This is a genomic window from Protaetiibacter mangrovi (genome assembly GCF_024752305.1).
Classification (GTDB): Bacteria; Actinomycetota; Actinomycetes; order Actinomycetales; family Microbacteriaceae; genus Homoserinibacter; species Homoserinibacter mangrovi.
This window is the reverse complement of sequence record NZ_JANTHX010000007.1, coordinates 171,915-187,962: the sequence shown is the minus strand read 5'-3', so window position 1 is coordinate 187,962 and position 16,048 is coordinate 171,915. Positions and strand designations below refer to the sequence as shown.

Annotated in this window: 15 protein-coding genes and 1 tRNA gene; 8 read left to right on the top strand and 8 right to left on the bottom strand. The window is 70.3% G+C overall.

Annotated elements, in window-relative coordinates; genetic code table 11:
• Positions 1–153 precede the first annotated feature (153 nt).
• Genes NUH29_RS08535 through NUH29_RS08525 form a run of 3 tightly spaced genes read right to left on the bottom strand, consistent with a single transcriptional unit; the run spans position 154 to position 2,908 of the window.
• Positions 154–426: a hypothetical protein gene (locus NUH29_RS08535; RefSeq protein ID WP_258798654.1), complete on the bottom strand. Its 273-nt coding sequence runs from the start codon at positions 424–426 to the stop codon at positions 154–156.
• A gap of 13 nt (positions 427–439) precedes the next feature.
• A complete protein-coding gene (locus NUH29_RS08530; RefSeq protein ID WP_258798652.1) occupies positions 440–1,720 on the bottom strand; it encodes a TFIIB-type zinc ribbon-containing protein in 1,281 nt (426 codons plus the stop codon).
• Between the two features lie 18 nt (positions 1,721–1,738).
• Positions 1,739–2,908, bottom strand: a complete 1,170-nt coding sequence (locus tag NUH29_RS08525) for an SPFH domain-containing protein (RefSeq protein ID WP_258798650.1) — start codon at positions 2,906–2,908, stop codon at positions 1,739–1,741.
• A gap of 167 nt (positions 2,909–3,075) precedes the next feature.
• Between NUH29_RS08525 and NUH29_RS08520 the strand changes: the two genes are divergently transcribed.
• Complete coding sequence (locus tag NUH29_RS08520) at positions 3,076–4,140, top strand: aspartate-semialdehyde dehydrogenase (RefSeq protein WP_258798648.1); 1,065 nt, start codon at positions 3,076–3,078, stop codon at positions 4,138–4,140.
• 1 nt (position 4,141) lies between these two features.
• Here NUH29_RS08520 and NUH29_RS08515 read toward each other — a convergent pair whose 3' ends face one another.
• Positions 4,142–4,735 carry a MerR family transcriptional regulator gene (locus NUH29_RS08515; protein WP_258798646.1) on the bottom strand — a complete coding sequence of 198 codons (594 nt, stop codon included), beginning with the start codon at positions 4,733–4,735 and terminating at the stop codon, positions 4,142–4,144.
• A gap of 47 nt (positions 4,736–4,782) precedes the next feature.
• Between NUH29_RS08515 and NUH29_RS08510 the strand changes: the two genes are divergently transcribed.
• Together NUH29_RS08510 and mqo are read left to right on the top strand one after the other, a co-directional pair.
• A complete protein-coding gene (locus NUH29_RS08510; protein ID WP_258798644.1) occupies positions 4,783–5,208 on the top strand; it encodes a hypothetical protein in 426 nt (141 codons plus the stop codon).
• A gap of 40 nt (positions 5,209–5,248) precedes the next feature.
• Complete coding sequence (mqo, locus tag NUH29_RS08505) at positions 5,249–6,727, top strand: malate dehydrogenase (quinone) (protein WP_258798643.1); 1,479 nt, start codon at positions 5,249–5,251, stop codon at positions 6,725–6,727.
• Between the two features lie 3 nt (positions 6,728–6,730).
• Here the strand turns inward: mqo and NUH29_RS08500 are convergent, their stop codons facing one another.
• Entirely contained in the window at positions 6,731–7,288 is a 558-nt protein-coding gene (locus tag NUH29_RS08500) for a TetR/AcrR family transcriptional regulator (RefSeq protein WP_258798642.1), read from the bottom strand.
• Positions 7,289–7,335: 47 nt separating this feature from the next.
• On the opposite strand from NUH29_RS08500, the gene NUH29_RS08495 reads away from it, so the two are divergent.
• The 5 genes from NUH29_RS08495 (at position 7,336) to NUH29_RS08475 (ending at position 12,311) form a co-directional block, all read left to right on the top strand.
• Positions 7,336–8,052 (top strand): MBL fold metallo-hydrolase, encoded by a 717-nt coding sequence (locus NUH29_RS08495; protein WP_258798641.1) that lies wholly within the window; start codon positions 7,336–7,338, stop codon positions 8,050–8,052.
• A gap of 132 nt (positions 8,053–8,184) precedes the next feature.
• A complete protein-coding gene (locus NUH29_RS08490) occupies positions 8,185–9,810 on the top strand; it encodes an ABC-F family ATP-binding cassette domain-containing protein (protein ID WP_308445758.1) in 1,626 nt (541 codons plus the stop codon).
• Positions 9,811–9,841: 31 nt separating this feature from the next.
• A complete protein-coding gene (locus NUH29_RS08485) occupies positions 9,842–10,918 on the top strand; it encodes an Rv2578c family radical SAM protein (RefSeq protein WP_258798640.1) in 1,077 nt (358 codons plus the stop codon).
• A 47-nt stretch (positions 10,919–10,965) separates the two neighbouring features.
• Positions 10,966–11,646, top strand: coding sequence for a response regulator transcription factor (locus NUH29_RS08480; protein WP_258798639.1), 681 nt, complete (start codon positions 10,966–10,968; stop codon positions 11,644–11,646).
• Entirely contained in the window at positions 11,646–12,311 is a 666-nt protein-coding gene (locus tag NUH29_RS08475) for a thymidine kinase (RefSeq protein WP_258798638.1), read from the top strand. Before NUH29_RS08480 ends, NUH29_RS08475 begins: the two co-directional genes overlap by 1 nt.
• Before the next feature lie 36 nt (positions 12,312–12,347).
• Here the strand turns inward: NUH29_RS08475 and NUH29_RS08470 are convergent.
• The 3 genes from NUH29_RS08470 to NUH29_RS08460 form a co-directional block, all read right to left on the bottom strand.
• Positions 12,348–12,424: transfer RNA gene (locus tag NUH29_RS08470), tRNA-Pro, on the bottom strand.
• Between the two features lie 20 nt (positions 12,425–12,444).
• Positions 12,445–13,431, bottom strand: coding sequence for a metallophosphoesterase (locus tag NUH29_RS08465; RefSeq protein WP_258798637.1), 987 nt, complete (start codon positions 13,429–13,431; stop codon positions 12,445–12,447).
• Positions 13,428–16,001: a transglycosylase domain-containing protein gene (locus NUH29_RS08460; protein ID WP_258798636.1), complete on the bottom strand. Its 2,574-nt coding sequence runs from the start codon at positions 15,999–16,001 to the stop codon at positions 13,428–13,430. The genes NUH29_RS08465 and NUH29_RS08460 overlap by 4 nt, the downstream gene beginning before the upstream one ends.
• Positions 16,002–16,048 lie beyond the last annotated feature (47 nt).

The following is a 16,048-nucleotide window of genomic DNA, read 5'->3' as shown; positions in this document are numbered from 1 at the left end:
GCACCCGGTTCCCGGCGCCGTCTCGGCGCCGGTGGGCGCTAGACACCATCCCGTACCACCAGACACCGCCGCGCCGGTGTCTGGCTGGGCATAGACATGTCTAGGTCCAGATAGACACGAGCACGCGGGTGTCCGGCGGTACGGACGGGTGTCTCAGAGTCGCTGGCGGGGCTTGTCGTCGTTGCGGCCGCGGATCCAGCGGTCGCGGGTGCCGTTGTTGGTGCCGACCTTCACGTCGTTCCCGGTCATGTTGCTCACGACGACCTCGGTCTCGTGCTCGTACGAGTGGCTCTTGTTGGTGTTGCGGTACGCCATCCACACCGCCCAGTAGAACGAGGCGGCGCCGACCGGACCGGCGGCGAGCAGCCATCCGGGCCAGTCGCCGTCCGAGGCGGCGGCGATGATCGTGGTGGTCAGTTCCAGCATCCGTGCGCTCCCGTCAGAAGTTGGCCACGATGGCGATCGCGATGCCCTCGAGCACCGTTCCGATGGTCAGCGCCACCAGCAGCAGCTTCGGCACGCTGACCGGGATGCTGCCCATCGTCTCGCCGGTGCGACCGTTGACGGCGATGTAGTGCAGGAAGGCGCTGCCGTCCGACTTCTTCTCGTAGTACGAGTAGAGCCACACGGGCAGCAGCACCGCGACCCAGCGGGTGCCCTTGAGCTCGAGCTGCTCCGACTCCCAGCGGATGCCGCGGTCGTAGCGGGTGGAGTCGGTCGCCTTCTGGCGCGCGATGCTGAGCATCTGCGCCCGGGCGACCGGCATCACCGCGTCGACGTCGAGGTCGCGCCGCTCGGAGGTGAAGTCGCCCATGTAGTTGGCGTCGTACTTGACCGAGTTCTTGGTGTCGAACGGCAGGATCGTGTTGATCACGTTGTTCGTGTTCATCCGGGTGTCCTGGTTGGCCCGCGCCGACGACGACTCGATCGTGAGGTCGTCGACCGTGAAGTCGAAGCTGCGGGTCACCTGGTACACGTCGGCGTCGTAGTAGGTGGTCTTGTTGTTGTCGGAGCCGCGCTGGTACTGCCGCGTCTTGATCTCGCCGTGCCCCGCGACGTCGCCGTGGGCGTTGCCGTCGACGAGCAGGTAGGGCATGTAGACGCCCACCACGTTCTCCGGCACGAACTCCTGCTTGAACCGCTTGAGCGCGAACATCCGACGCCGGGATGCGAACTTGCGCACCGCCTCGACCGCCTGGTCGTGCGTCAACCGGAACGGCAGCACGGCATCCGGCACCGCGCCGTTCGGGATCTGGGTCTGCTGCGACAGCACCTGGCGGCACCAGTGGCAGCGCGATTGCAGCTGGCTCTCCGTGTTGATGACGACCTCGGCACCGCATCCCTGGCACTTGATCGTGATGATGTGCGAGGCGCTCTGGTCGATGTCGGCGACACCGGTCGTGCGCACCGTGCCCTGCAGCTGGTCGATGGGGGAGTCGAAGCCGACGCTCGCCATGAAGTTCGCCGCGACCCATTCGAAGCGGCAGAACGCGCAGCGCAGCTGGTCGGTTCCGGGCACCGGGCCGATCTCGGCCGAGCCGCAGCGCGGGCATTTGGTGAGCCCGTCGCCCTTGGCGTTCGACGTGTTCACGTCGCCCGGCTCGGGGAGGGCGTCGGCGATCGGCTGGGGGAGGGGCGCCGCCTCAGGCGCCGCCGCGGCCGCCGGGGGGTCCGGCGGCGCGGCGGGCTGCTGCGGAGGCGTGCTGGTCGGGTCGCTCATCGCTCGCGTGCGTCGGGCTCAGGACCCGAGCACCTTGGCCTTGAGGGCGTCGTAGTCGTCCTGCGTGATGAGGCCGGCGTCGAGCATCTGCTTGGCCTGGGTGAGCTTGGCGACCGGGTCGTCGGCCGCGGGCGCCGTGGCGGCCGGGGCGGCGGGTGCCGGCGCCGGGGCGACGGGCTGCTGCAGGCTGCCGAGGCCGGTCGTGCCGGCGGCCATGCCGAGGCCCACGAGGCCCGCACCCCCACCGGTCTCGCCGGCGGCCTCGAAGCCCGCGGCGACGGAGGCCTGCAGGTTCGAGTTGCCGCGCGCGCCCGAGAGGGCGTCCGCGCGCTTGACCTTCGACAGCAGCTCGGTCGTGTCGGCGTCGTACTCGATCGAGACGATGGCGGTCGAGACGATCTCGAGGCCGCGGTTCGCCTTCCACGAGTAGCCCTCCTCGACGGCCTCGGCGAGGCTCTTCGCGAAGCCGAGCGAGTCGGACTGGATCTGGGTGATGCGGGTGCGGCTCGGGTCGTTGGTGTACTTCGAGAACGCGGGCGCGAGCGCCGACACGACCTCGTTGAACAGCTGCGTGGCCGCGTCGTTGTTCATGTCGGTGAAGTCGAAGACCTGGGCGCCCGTCAGGTAGGTGGCGGGCACGAACTGCTTCACGAACAGGATGGGGTCGACGATCCGGAGGGTGTAGGAGCCGCGGGTGAGCGCGCCCACCTGCGTGCCGAGCCAGGCGTCGTCCCAGTAGATCTCGCTCTGGGTGCCGAAGCGGTTGTTGGGCAGCTCCTTGAGGCTCACGTAGAACGCCGCCTGCTGCGATCCGGGGATCCCGCCGCGCTTGAAGCGCTCCCAGCTCTGCTTGATGACGGGGCTGAGGAAGCCGTTGCCCGCGAAGAACGACTGGCTGTTCACGTCGTCGGACTGCCAGGTGTAGCCGCCCGCCTCGGCGACGAGCCCGGTGATCTCGCCGTCCTGCATCGTGATGAGGCCGTAGCCTTCGGGCACGACGATCTTCGAGCCGTTGGTGATGATGTGCTCGGAGCCCTTGGTGTTCGAGCCGCGGCCCGCGTTGGTCTCCTGCTTGATCGCCGGGAACAGCGCCGCGGTCGGCTGCACGCTCGGGACGGTGAAGAAATCGATCCACTGGTCGGCGAACGTGCCGCCGAGCGCGCCGGTGAATGCCTTGATGAAGCCCACGTGTCACTCCTTCGGGTGTGTTGCCGCCAGGGTATCGCCCCGAGGTGGCCCCCGTCCCCCCTTCCGGGGTGACTGCGCCCCTGGTTTCGTGACCCAGGGGCAGGACTTCGACGAGGGATGGCAGCGGTGCGCGGCTGGGGTGGCCGCCGCGCCGGTACGATTGCCGGATGAGCAACCACGGCATCCGCCTCGGCGTCGTCGGCGCCACCGGACAGGTGGGCGCGGTCGTGCGCCGCCTCCTCATCGAGCGGGACTTCCCCATCGCCGACATCCGCTTCTTCGCGTCCGAGCGCAGCGCCGGCACGACCCTCCCGTTCCGCGGCGAGGACATCGTCGTCGAGGACGCCGCCACCGCCGACCCCACGGGGCTCGACGTCGCGATCTTCTCGGCGGGCGCCACGATGTCGAAGGTGCAGGCGCCCCGCTTCGCGGCCGCCGGTGTGCTCGTGATCGACAACTCGAGCGCCTGGCGCATGGACCCCGAGGTGCCGCTCGTGGTCTCCGAGGTGAACCCCCACGCGCTCGACGAGGCCGTGAAGGGCATCGTCGCGAACCCCAACTGCACCACGATGGCCGCCATGCCGGTGCTCAAGGTGCTCGACGCCGAGGCCGGTCTCGACCGCCTGGTGGTGTCCACCTACCAGGCCGTCTCGGGGGCGGGTCTCGCGGGCGGCGAGGAGCTGCTCGCCCAGGCGGAGGCCGCGGTCGCCCAGGATGCGATCGGCCTCGTGCACGACGGCGGCGCGGTGGAGCTGCCCGCCCCGGTGAAGTTCCCGCGCAACATCGCCTTCAACGTCGTGCCGCTCGCGGGCTCGATCGTCGACGACGGTCTCGACGAGACCGACGAGGAGAAGAAGCTGCGCAACGAGAGCCGCAAGATCCTCGAGCTGCCCGGGCTGCTCGTCTCGGGCACCTGCGTGCGGGTGCCGGTCTTCACGGGTCACTCGCTGTCGATCAACGCGACCTTCGCGAACCCGATCACTCCCGACCGCGCGCGCGAGCTGCTCGCCGACGCCCCCGGGGTGCAGCTGGCCGACGTGCCGAACCCGCTCGAGGCGGCCGGTGCCGACCCGAGCTTCGTGGGCCGCATCCGCCAGGACCATTCGGTGCCGGAGGGCAAGGGTCTCGCGCTGTTCATCTCGAACGACAACCTGCGCAAGGGCGCGGCGCTCAACGCGGTGCAGATCGCGGAGCTCGTCGCGGCGAAGCTCACGGCATCCGCGGCTCGATAGCTCAGCGGGGCGCCGCCACGTCCTGGTGGGCGAGGCGGCGCAGCGCCGCCAGCACCGGCTCGTGCGCGGCCGTGCCCAGCACGGCGTACTCGATCGCGGCGTCCGGGTCCGCGGGGATGCGGGCGATGTCGTACGCGGCGATCGCGTGCACGTGCGGGGCGTAGGCCTCGAGCCGGTCGGCGTCGAGCGGAACTCCCAGGGCGTCGGCCGCTGCGAGCGCCTGGTCGAGCTGGCGTACCGCGACGTAGCGCGGGTCGTACACCCACCCGAGCCGCTCGATCACGTCGCGGGCGCGCGGGTAGTCGTCGGCCTCCGGCACGGTGGGGGGCAGGTGGGCGAGGGCTCGCCCGAAGGCGTCGAACATCGACGGGCCGGGGTCGTCGACGACCGCAAGGACGCCCCGGGCCTGCTGCACGCTGAGTCCTACGGTCTCGGTGAGGGCCCGGATGATGCCGACCCGTCGTACGTGGCTCTCGTCGTAGGCGGCACGCGTCTGCGAGAGCGCCTCTCCCGGCGGCAGCAGACCCTCACGCAGGTAGAACTTGAGCGTCGGCACTCCCACGCCCGTGCGCCGGGACAGCTCGGACATCAGCATGGCCCACCCCTTGAATTGGATAGTATACATATCTAATATTGGATACCATGACAATCCAACCATGGACCACCATCCTCCTGGGCGCCCTGCTGCTGAGCCTGATCACCGTCGAGTCGGGCGGATGGTTCCTCACCCGGGTCGGACGCGGAGCCATCCCGGCGAACACCCTGCAGAAGAACTTCTTCCGTGCCGGGCACGCGCACGCCGCCGTGCTCCTGCTGCTGAGCGTCGCCGTGATCCCGTTGCTCGACACCGTCGAACTCCCGCTCACGATCGACCTGGTCGGCCGATTCGGCATCCCGGTGGCCGCGCTGCTCATGCCCGCGGGCTTCTTCCTCTCCGTGCTCGGACGTGACCCGCAACGACCGGGGCGGCCCTTCGTGCTGCTCTGGGTCGGAGCGGCCTCCCTCACCCTCGGGCTCGCCGCCGCCGGCATCGGTCTCGTCGTCGGGGGAGCGGCGCAGCTCCCGTAGGACCTTCGGCCGGTCGGCCCCGCGCATCCTCCCGTTTAGGATGGAGGGCGTGTCTGAACCCGTCGACGTCGTCCTCATCGGCGGAGGGGTGATGAGCGCCACCCTCGGTTCGCTGCTGCAGCAGCTCGAACCGGACTGGTCGATCACCATCCTCGAAGCCCTTCCGGAGGTCGCCCAGGAGAGCTCGAACCCGTGGAACAACGCGGGTACGGGCCACTCGGCGCTGTGCGAGCTCAACTACACGCCCGAGAAGAACGGGCAGATCGAGATCGCGCAGGCCGTCAAGGTCAACGAGCAGTTCCAGGTGTCGCGCCAGTACTGGAGCCACCTCGTCGACGCCGGGCTGCTGCCGGAGCCCACCCGCTTCATCAACCCCGTGCCGCACCTGAGCTTCGTGTGGGGCGAGTCGAACGTCGAGTACCTGCGCCGCCGCTACGAGGCTCTCAAGGACCACCCGCTGTTCCCCGGCCTCGAATTCACCGAGGACCCGCGCGTCATCCGCGAGTGGGCGCCGCTGCTGATCCCCGGTCGCAAGAAGAGCGAGAAGATCGCGGCGACCCGCATCGTCGGCGGCTCCGATGTCGACTTCGGCGCGTTGACCGAGAACCTCGTCGACGGTCTCGTCGCGCGCGGTGCGAGCCTCGCGGTCGAGCGCAAGGTCACCGGGCTCAAGCGCCTGAAGGACGGCACCTGGCGCATCACCGGACGTCACGTGGTCGGCAACACGCCGTTCGAGCTCACGGCGCGCTTCGTGTTCGTGGGCGCGGGCGGTGCCGCCCTGCACCTGCTGCAGAAGTCCGGCATCCGCGAGATCCGCGGCTACGGCGGCTTCCCGATCAGCGGCCAGTTCCTGCGCACCGACAAGCCGGAGGTCGTGGCACGCCACCAGGGCAAGGTCTACGGCAAGGCGTCGGTCGGCGCACCGCCCATGTCGGTGCCGCACCTCGACACCCGCGTCGTCGACGGCCAGGCGAGCCTGCTGTTCGGGCCCTACGCCGGGTGGACGCCCAAGTTCCTGAAGACGGGTTCGTGGTTGGACCTGTTCGCCTCGATCCGCTGGCACAACCTCGGCACGATGGTCGGGGCGGGCCTGAAGAACCTCGACCTGGTCTGGTACCTCGTCACCGAGGTGCTCGCCTCGCGGAAGAAGCAGCACGAGGTGCTCCAGCAGTTCGCGCCGACGGCACAGCAGGACGACTGGTACCGCATCACGGCCGGTCAGCGCGTGCAGATCATGAAGCGCGGCGCCGACGGCAAGGCCGTGATCCAGTTCGGCACCGAGGTGGTCGCGGGCGGCGAGGGCACGATCGCGGGCCTGCTGGGCGCATCGCCCGGCGCGTCGACGGCCGTGCCGATCATGCTCGACGTGCTCGCGACCTGCTTCCCGGATCGCATCGAGGGCTGGAAGCCGGAGCTGACCCGGATGATCCCCTCCTACGGCACGAAGCTGTCGGATGCGCCGAAGAAGGCCGCATCGGAGCTCGCGGGCACCGCGAAGACCCTCGGCCTGGCGGTCTAGCCCTCAGCTCGGCCCGAGCGCGCCGACGAGCCGGTCGAGGCCCCAGCGCCATGCCTCGTCGACGTCGCCGCCCATCCGCAGCGACCCGCCGAGCTCCATCGCGATGAACCCGTTGGCCCACGCGGTGACCAGTCGCGCGCCGTCGAGCGCGTGCGCGTCTCCGGTGAGCTCGCGGACGGCGTCGAGCAGCGGGGTGACGCTCCGCGCCAGGGCCGCTCCCTCCGGGCGCGCGGACCCGTGGGCGCCGAACACCAGCGCGTAGCCGACCGGCCGCGTGTGGGCGAACCGGCGCAACTCCTCCGCCTGCGCGCGGATTCGCTCGCGGGGATCGGGGTCGACGAGGGTCGCCTCGACCCGCGCCGTGAGCTCGGCGAGCGTCGCGGCGACGACGAGGGAGAGCAGCTCGTTGCGGTCGCGGACGCGCTTGTAGAGCGACGGGGCCCGCACCCCGACCCGCGAGGCGACGGCCTGCATGGTCAACCCCTCGGCCCCGAGCGTCTCGACGAGCTCGCAGCCCGCGGCGACGATCTCGTCGAGCGTGGTCTTCTCCGGTGCCGGCATCCGATTCCTCCTTGACGGTTTCCCGATGGCTAATTATCGTAGCCTTCATGGAACTGGCCTCGCAGCTGCGACGCATCGGCAACGATCTCATCGCCGTCCATCTCATCGTGACGGATGACGGGCTCACCCTGATCGACACGGGGCTGCCGGGCCACTACGCCGACCTGCGACGCGAGCTCGAGGCGATCGGCCGACCGCTCTCCGACATCAAGGGGATCGTGCTCACCCACGGCGACACCGACCACACCGGGTTCGCCGAGCGCCTGCGCGCCGAGCTCGGCATCCCCGTCTACGTGGGAGCCGGCGACGTCGCCCGCGCCATGGGCGAGAAGCCCCCCTCGCCGCCGAAGGACCGCCGCCGCCTCGGTCCGGTGCTCGCATTCTTCGCCTACGCGATCCGCAAGGGAGGGTTCTCGATGCCGGCCGTCGCGCAGGTCGAGGCCGTGGAGGACGGCGACGTGCTGCCCCTGCCGGGCTCGCCCGTGATCATCGGAATGCCGGGGCATTCGCCCGGCAGCATCGCGGTGCACGTTCCCGAGGCGCGCGTCGTGTTCGTGGGGGACGCGATGACCACCCGGAGTGTGCTCACGGGCTCCGAAGGCCCCCAGCCCGCCCCCTTCACCGACGACCAGGCGACCGCATCCGACTCCCTGGGGCGGCTCGCCGGTCTCGACGTCGACTGGGTGATCCCCGGCCACGGGGCACCCTGGCGCGGGGGAGCGGATGCGCTCGTCGCCGCCTACCGCCGCGCCGAGCGCGTTTGACAGCATCCGGGGCGGCACGTAGCCTCGTCGATCGTGGAGCTCTGAGTCCGACCATCCCCGCGCCCGTGGCCGACGCCCGGCGGGACTCGCCTCCCCTCGCGACCGAGGGTCGAGCCGATCGGAATCCTCCCCGTGTCATCCCTGCACCTCTCCTCTGCGCTCGTGCGCGCCGACGGGATCGGCGTCGCGTTCGGCGATCGCCGCGTCTTCGCCGATCTCTCCCTGACCGTCACGCCCGGGCAGCGCATCGGCCTGCTCGGCGAGAACGGCGCGGGCAAGTCCACCCTGCTCGCGGCGCTCGCGGGTGACCTCGAACCCGATACCGGGCGCATCGAGCGACCCGACCGCACCGCGCTGCTGCGGCAGGAGGTGCGCGCCGACCCGCGCGCGCCGGTCGCGGCCGTCCTCGAGGCCGAGCTCGGCGACCTCCGGGCGCTCGAGGCCGCGCTCGACGCGACCGCCGCCGCGCTCGCGGGCGACGATCCGGATGCCGCCGACCGCTACGCCGAGCTGCTCGCGGCGGCGGAGGCGGCCGAGCTCTGGACGCTGGAGGCCCGTCGCGACGAGATCCTCGACGGGCTCGGCGTCGCCGGCATCCCCCTCGACCGCCCCGTGGGCGAGGTCTCCGGCGGCCAGCGCAGCCGGTTCGCGCTCGCGGCGCTGCTGCTGGCGCGACCGGAGGCGCTGCTGCTCGACGAGCCCACCAACCACCTCGACGACGAGGCCGTCGGCTTCCTCGCGAGCAGGCTCCGCGCCTGGCGCGGGCCGGTGCTGTTCGCGAGCCACGACCGCGCCTTCCTCGACGAGGTGGCGACGGGCCTCGTCGACATCGATCCGTCGGCATCCGACGGGCTGACGCGCTTCGGCGGCGGCTACAGCGACTACCTCGCGGCGAAGGCTGCGGAACGCGCGCGCTGGGAGGCGCGGTTCGCCGAGGAGGCGCGCGCCGAGGAGAGGCTCGAGCGCTCCATGGCGACGGCGGCGAGCGGCACGACGACCACCCGCGTCAGACCCGACAACGAGAAGTTCGGCTGGAACCTGAAGGCCGAGAATCGCGAGCGTCAGGCGGCACGGCGCATCCGGGACGCCGCCGGACGGCTCGACGATCTACGTGCCTCCCGCGTCGGCGAGCCGCCCCCGCCGCTGAGCTTCGCGGGCATCCCGGCGGGCACCCACCCGCTCGACGGGAGCGGGCCGCTGCTCGCGGTGGAAGGGGCCCGCGTGGACGGGCGCCTGGCGATCGACGACCTCGAGGTGGCGTCCGACGCGCGGCTGCTCGTGACCGGCCCGAACGGCGCCGGCAAGTCGACGCTGCTCGGCGTGCTCGCGGGCAGGATCACCCCGGACGCGGGGCGCGTGACGCGCCGGAAGGGGCTCCGTCTCGCTGTGCTCGACCAGGACGTGCGCTGGGAGCGACCGGAGCGCACCCCGCGCGAGCTGTACGAGCGGGCCATCGGCGAACGGCGCGCGGTCGAGCTTCCCCTCGCGGGACTCGGCCTGCTGGCCGAACGGGACCTGGATCGGCCGGTCGGCGGGCTCTCGATCGGCCAGCAGCGGCGCACGGCGCTCGCCCTCATCGTGGCGCGACCCCCGCACGTGTTCCTGCTCGACGAGCCGACCAACCACCTCTCGCTCGCGCTCGCGACCGAGCTCGAGGAGGCGCTCGGGACCTACCCGGGGGCCGTGGTGGTGGCGAGCCACGATCGATGGCTGCGCCGACGCTGGGGCGGACCGGAGCTCGCGCTGGACGTCGCTTGACTCCTCGTCGAAGATATGTTCGAATCTCGACATGCGGTGGAGCGGTCAGGAACTGGGCACGGAGGCCGACGACGCACTGCCGGGTCTCGCGCGCCTGAACAACCTGGTGCGTTCGGTGCAGACCCCCGAATTCGCCGGGCTCACGTTCCACGAGGTGCTCGCGAAGTCGGCACTCAACCACGTGCCGGGCGCCGCGAAAGCGCTCCCCTTCGGCTGGACCATCAACCCCTACCGAGGCTGCAGTCACCAGTGCGTCTTCTGCTTCGCCCGCCAGACGCACACCTACCTCGACTTCGACGCGGGGCGCGACTTCGACACCCAGATCGTGGTCAAGGTGAACCTGGTGGAGGTGCTCGAGCGCGAGCTCGCGAAGCCGAGTTGGCTGCGTCCCCACGTCGCCCTCGGCACCAACACCGACCCGTACCAGCGAGCCGAAGGCCGCTATCGCCTGATGCCGGGCGTCATCGCGGCTCTCGCGGCATCCGGCACCCCGTTCAGCATCCTCACCAAGGGCACCCTGCTGCGCCGCGACATCCCCCTGCTGCAGGCCGCCGCCGAACGCGTGCCCGTCGAGACCGCCATGTCGATCGCGATCTACGACGACGAGCTGCAGCACTCGATCGAACCCGGAGCCCCGACGACGGCCGCCCGTCTCGCCACCGTGCGGGCCGTCCGCGAGGCGGGACTGCCGTGCTCCGTCTTCCTCATGCCCGTGCTGCCCCATCTCACCGACTCGCGCGACCATCTCGAGCGCGCGATCGGGGCCATCGCGGATGCCGGGGCCACGGGGGTCGCCTACAGCGCCCTGCATCTGCGCCCGGGCGCCAAGGAATGGTTCGCGGCGTGGCTCGCGAGGGAGCAGCCGCAGCTCGTGCCGCGCTACCGGGAGCTGTACGGATCGGGCGCCTACGCGTCGAAGGAGTACCGACGGCAGCTCGCGGCTCGCATCCGTCCGCTCCTGCGCCGCTACGGGCTCGAACGGCCACGGGTCGACCCGGCCACGGGCTCGCCGGGGGCTGGCACCGGTCGCAGCCCGCACGGCGTCGGAGCCCTCGCGGCAGAGCTCAGCCCGAGCGCCGCGGCGGCGTTGCAGCCGACGTTGTTCTGACCGCGTCGAGCGGCTCCCGGGGGCGGATGCGGCGGTAGGCTCATCGCATGAACCCGACGCTGAGTGCTGCCCCGGTGCGCGGCGACACCGGGGGTGCGGTGGTGCGGCTGGCGATCCTCGACGACCACGAGGTGCTGCTCGACACCCTGAGCACCTGGATCGGGCAGCATGCGCCCGATTTCGACGTCGTGCTGGGAGCGGCTAACTGGCTCCAGCTGGTGCAGAGCCCCGCCTTCCCGACCGATCTCGTGTTCATCGATCTGCAGCTGAAGGAACCCATCTCGATCGAGGCTCGGGTGCGCACCTGCCGGGCCGCCGGCGCGAAGGTGATCGTGCTCTCCAGCCTCGACACGCGAGAGGCGCGGGATCGCGCGTTCGCGGCGGGCGCCAGCGAGTTCCTCTCCAAGTCGCTGCCGATGACGGCCGTCATGGCCGCCGCACGGCGCGTCATGGGAATCGACGCGGCCGACGAGGCGGGTGCCGAGCGCGAGGCGACCGCACCCCTGCAGCAGCTGAAGCCCAAGCTCAGCCCCGGCGAGGAGGAGGCGTTCAAGCTGTACGTCTCCGGTTACAGCACGATCGCGGTCGCCGAGCGCATGAACGTGCAGTACGAGACCGCGAAGACCTACCTGCGGCGCGTCCGCGAGAAGTACGCCAAGGTGGGCCGCCCCGCGGGCAAGAAAGCCGAGTTGATCCGCCGCGCGGCGGAGGACGGATACCTCGAGTAGTGGCGAAGCTGTACTTCCGGTACGGGGCGATGAACTCCGGCAAGAGCACGGCGCTCCTGCAGGCGGCGTACAACTACGAGGAGCGCGGGCACGAGGTGCTGCTCGCGAAGCCGGCCATCGACTCGAAGGGCGAGGCGGCGATCGTCTCGCGCCTCGGCGTCGTGCGACCCGTCGACTTCACCATCGGCGCAACCGAAGACCTGCTCGAGCGCTTCCAGCGCGAGCGGGCACGGGTCGTGCAGGAGCGCGGTGCCGATGTCAGCTGTCTGCTGCTCGACGAGGCGCAGTTCCTCACCGAGGGCCAGGTCGACGACCTGCTGCGCATCGCGATCCAGCAGGATGTCCCGGTGCTCGCGTACGGCATCCGCACCGACTTCCAGACCGTCGCCTTCCCCGGCAGCAGGCGCCTGCTCGAGATCGCGCACTCCCTCGAAGAACTGAAGACGATCTGCCGCTGCGGACGCAAGGCCGTGTTCAACGGTCGGCGCATCGGCGACCGCTTCATCTTCGACGGCGACCAGGTGGCGATCGACGGTGTCGAGGTGACCTACGAGTCGCTCTGCGGCGCGTGCTACCTCGAGGAGTCCGGCGGCGTCCTCAACCGCGGATGGCGCCCGCGCATGGAGTTCAGCTACGGCACGGAGCCCGACGCCGACTTCACGTGACACGAAAGGGCCGCCCGTAGGCGACCCTTTCGTCATTGGTCGGGGTAACAGGATTTGAACCTGCGGCCTCGTCGTCCCGAACGACGCGCGCTACCAAGCTGCGCCATACCCCGTTGCTGCACGCGGCAACCTGTCAAGGATAGCCGATATCCGAGCCGGTTCGGTCCAGTGAGACCGGGGTGAGGGTCAGCACGACCGCCTCGGGCGGGCACGCGAAGCGCACCGGTGCGTAGATGGAGGTGCCGAGGCCCGCCGACACCTCGAGGAAGGCGCTGCGGGCGCCCGCGCGCCAGACCGACAGACCCTGCGCCTGCTCGCGGGGGATGTCGCAGTTCGTCACCAGCGCCGGCCGACCGGGGATGCGCACCTGGCCGCCGTGCGTGTGGCCCGCGAAGATCAGATCGGCGCCCTGGCTCACGAAGGCGTCGAGCACGCGCCGGTAGGGCGCGTGCGTGACGCCGAGGGTGAGAACCTGACGCGGCTCGCCCGTCGACCACTCGACGTTCTCGCGCATCTCCTCCACGGCGCCCGGCAGCGCACCGAGACGGTCCCATCCGCGGTGCGCGTCGCCTGTCCCCATGAACTCCAGTCGTGTGCCGTTCAGCTCGATCGCGTGCACCCGGTTGTTCAGATCCAGCCAGCCGAGACCCTCGCCGAGGAAGCGGTCGAGCTCAGCGGTGTCGAGGTCGGGCTCGGTCTTCGGGCGGCCGTGGCCGTTCTCGAAGAAATAACCGAACGGGTTCTTCAGCACGGGGCCGAAGTAGTCGTTCGACCCGTGCGCGAAGACCCCCGCCGCATCGCCGAACGGCTCGAGGGCGCGGCGCACGCCGTCGATCCCGTCGCGGTGCCCGAGGTTGTCGCCGGTGTCGATCACGAGATCCGGCTCGTACACCGCGAGCGAGCGCACGAAGTCCTGCTTCGCGCGCTGCCACGGCGCCATGTGCAGGTCGCTCAGGTGCAGGATCGTGATCGGCCGGGCGTCCGGCTCGAGCACGGCCAGGGTCTCGTGTCGCACCGTGAACCGGTTGCGCTCCACGAACACGCCCCAGGCGAGCGTCGCGAGACCCGCGGCCGCCGTCGCGCCGAGCGCTCCGGCGGCCGCGCGTCCCGTCGGCGTCATGTACAGGTGGCCTTCTTGACGGTCAGCGTGATGGCCGTGTTCTTGTTGACCACCGACCCGGCGGCGGGATCCTGTGCGATCACCTTGTTGAGGCTCGACGGCGGGTCGCCGACCGCGGCCTCCTCGCACTCCTGCGACACGTTCAGGAACCCGGCCGACTGCAGCTGGTTCTTCGCGTCGTTGAAGTTCTGGTTCGGCGTCACCACATCCGGCACGGCCGCGGCCTGGCCGTTGCTCGTGAACACCCGCACGACGGTGCCCTTCGACACCTGCGAGCCCGGAGCGGGGTCGGTCGCGACGACCGTGCCCGCGGGCAGGTCGGAGTCCATCTGGCCGCCGTCCTCGTAGGAGAGCTGCGCCTGCTCGATCGCGGCCTTGGCGATCTCGGGGGTCGTGCCGATCAGGTTGTCGGGCACGAACACCTGCACGCCCTTCAGCAGCGAGTCGTCGGGCCCCGGGAATGCGACACCCGGGTACTGGGCGTCGATCGCCTGGGCGACCGGCTTGAAGATGAAGTGGCGCAGGTTGCCGCCGTACCGTCCGGCGACGGTGATCTTGCGCATGCTCTGCTTGCCGTCGATGTTGCCCGCCCAGACCGCGGTCGAGACGCTCGTCGACGAGCCCACCATCCAGGTGTGGATGGCGTCGTTGGTCGTACCCGTCTTGCCGATGTACGGCGTGCCGTCGCGGGGGTTCGAGGCGGAACCGGTTCCGTTCATCACGGCCTGCATGGCGTACGCCGCGGTGTTGGCCACCGCCGGAGTGACGAGCGACGGACCGCATTCCGCGTTCTGGCCGGCGAGCTCCGAGCCGTCGTCGGCGACGAGCTTGTCGATGATGATCGGCTTGCAGAAGGTGCCCTGGTTGGCGATCGCCGCATAGGCGGCCGCCTGGGTCAGCGGCGCGATGTTGTTCTCGCAGCCGCCCACGATGCAGGCCGGGTTGGTGTACAGGTCCGAGCCGTCGGCCTTGCCGGTGGCGCGGTGCACGCCGATCGATGCCGCGATCTTGGCGATGTCGCACTGGTCGACCTCGGAACCCATCTGGATGAAGACGGAGTTGACGGAGCCCGCCGTGCCGCGGACCACGTTGTAGAGGCCCGACTCGCCCGAGTCGTTGCGGTAGGTGTAGTCCGGGCCGCCGTAGGGGCCGTTGCAGCTGTCCTGGAACTTCGCCATCGGCGTCGCGCGGATGCTCGCGTTGAAGGTCTCGTTGACGCCGTGGCCCGCCGCGAGGAACGCGAGCAGGGTGTACGGCTTGTACGTCGAACCGGGCTGGAAGCCCTTCGACCCGCCGTGGGTGACGTCGCCCGTGAAGTTGACGGCGGTGGTCGTCTGCGGATCGCCCGTGCCGGTGTCGTCGAACGTCTTGTTCTCGGCCATGATCAGGATCCGCCCGGTGCCGACCTGCACACTCGCGACGGCGGCACCCAGCTGCATGCGGGTCTCGGTGGCCGGGGCCATCTCGCCCGCGACCGCGGTGGCGTAGGCCTGGAGGCTGGGGTTGATGGTGAGGTAGACCTTGAGGCCGCCCTGGCGCCAGCGGGCCAGCTGCTCCTCCTTGGTGGCGCCGAGCGACGACACCTCGCCGTTGAGGATGGTCTTCAGCGCGTAGTCGCAGGGGAAGCGGTACTCGACGGGAGCCGAGGAGCATCCGCTGCGGGGAGCGTTCTGGCTCACCGTGGTCTCGTCGACCGGGGTGGCGATCGCCTCCTGGTACTCCTCGTCGGTGAGGTGGCCCTGCGTGTGCATCCAGCCGAGGATCACGTCGCGACGCGCCTTGTTGGCGGCGAAGTTGTCGGCGGTGTAGAGGCCGTTCTTCGACGGGTTCTGCACGATCGCGATGAGGCTCGCGGCCTGCGCCGGCGTGACCTCCTTGGCGGAGGTGCCGAAGTAGCGCTGGGCGCCCGCCTCGACCCCGTAGGTGGTCTGACCCATCAGCACGATGTTGAGGTAGCCCTCGAGGATCTGGTCCTTCGTGTACTTCTTCTCGAGGCTGATCGCGAGCTTCATCTCCTTGAGCTTGCGGTTCAGGTCGGGGTACGTGGCGTCGATGATCGCCTGCTTGTACTCGTCTTCGCTGAGGTCGGTGTTGTTCACGGCCTTCAGCACGAGGATGTTGCGCACCAGCTGCATCGAGAGCGTCGAGGCGCCCGACTCGCTCGTGCCCGTCGCCTGCCCGATCGCCGCGCGGACGAGCGACGGCACGTCGACGCCGCCGTGCTCGTAGAAGCGCCGGTCCTCACCGTCGATGGCGGCCCACTTGAGGTCGTCGTCGATGGAGTCGAGGCTGACCTCCTCGCGGTTCTGGTCGTAGTAGTCGGCGACGGTGATCTCCGTGCCGTCGGCGGGGTTGACCGCGACGAAGGTGTTGCGCTGGTGCTGCGAGGTGATCTCGATGTAGTCCGGGAGGTCCTGGAAGACGTTGATCGAGTTGTTGGCGGTCATGCCGGTGACGGCGATGGCCGGAGCGACCATGACGGTCACGAGGAGTCCGGCGATCGCGCTGAAACCGAGGAGGCCGGCGCCTGCGCCGAGCAGACTTCTGGCCGTGGATCCTGATGCGGGCATAGGGTTCAGGGTACGGGAACTCTCCTGCCCGATAGCTGAACGGAACC

Excerpts from the sequence above, each read along its gene's own strand:
- NUH29_RS08520 (WP_258798648.1), top strand. The coding sequence starts at position 3,076 with ATGAGCAACCACGGCATCCGCCTCGGCGTCGTCGGCGCCACCGGACAG.
- NUH29_RS08510 (WP_258798644.1), top strand. The coding sequence starts at position 4,783 with ATGACAATCCAACCATGGACCACCATCCTCCTGGGCGCCCTGCTGCTG.
- NUH29_RS08535 (WP_258798654.1), bottom strand. The coding sequence starts at position 426 with ATGCTGGAACTGACCACCACGATCATCGCCGCCGCCTCGGACGGCGAC.
- NUH29_RS08480 (WP_258798639.1), top strand. The coding sequence starts at position 10,966 with ATGAACCCGACGCTGAGTGCTGCCCCGGTGCGCGGCGACACCGGGGGT.
- NUH29_RS08465 (WP_258798637.1), bottom strand. The coding sequence starts at position 13,431 with ATGACGCCGACGGGACGCGCGGCCGCCGGAGCGCTCGGCGCGACGGCG.
- NUH29_RS08530 (WP_258798652.1), bottom strand. The coding sequence starts at position 1,720 with ATGAGCGACCCGACCAGCACGCCTCCGCAGCAGCCCGCCGCGCCGCCG.
- NUH29_RS08485 (WP_258798640.1), top strand. The coding sequence starts at position 9,842 with ATGCGGTGGAGCGGTCAGGAACTGGGCACGGAGGCCGACGACGCACTG.
- NUH29_RS08495 (WP_258798641.1), top strand. The coding sequence starts at position 7,336 with ATGGAACTGGCCTCGCAGCTGCGACGCATCGGCAACGATCTCATCGCC.
- mqo (WP_258798643.1), top strand. The coding sequence starts at position 5,249 with ATGGAGGGCGTGTCTGAACCCGTCGACGTCGTCCTCATCGGCGGAGGG.
- NUH29_RS08460 (WP_258798636.1), bottom strand. The coding sequence starts at position 16,001 with ATGCCCGCATCAGGATCCACGGCCAGAAGTCTGCTCGGCGCAGGCGCC.
- NUH29_RS08500 (WP_258798642.1), bottom strand. The coding sequence starts at position 7,288 with ATGCCGGCACCGGAGAAGACCACGCTCGACGAGATCGTCGCCGCGGGC.
- NUH29_RS08515 (WP_258798646.1), bottom strand. The coding sequence starts at position 4,735 with ATGCTGATGTCCGAGCTGTCCCGGCGCACGGGCGTGGGAGTGCCGACG.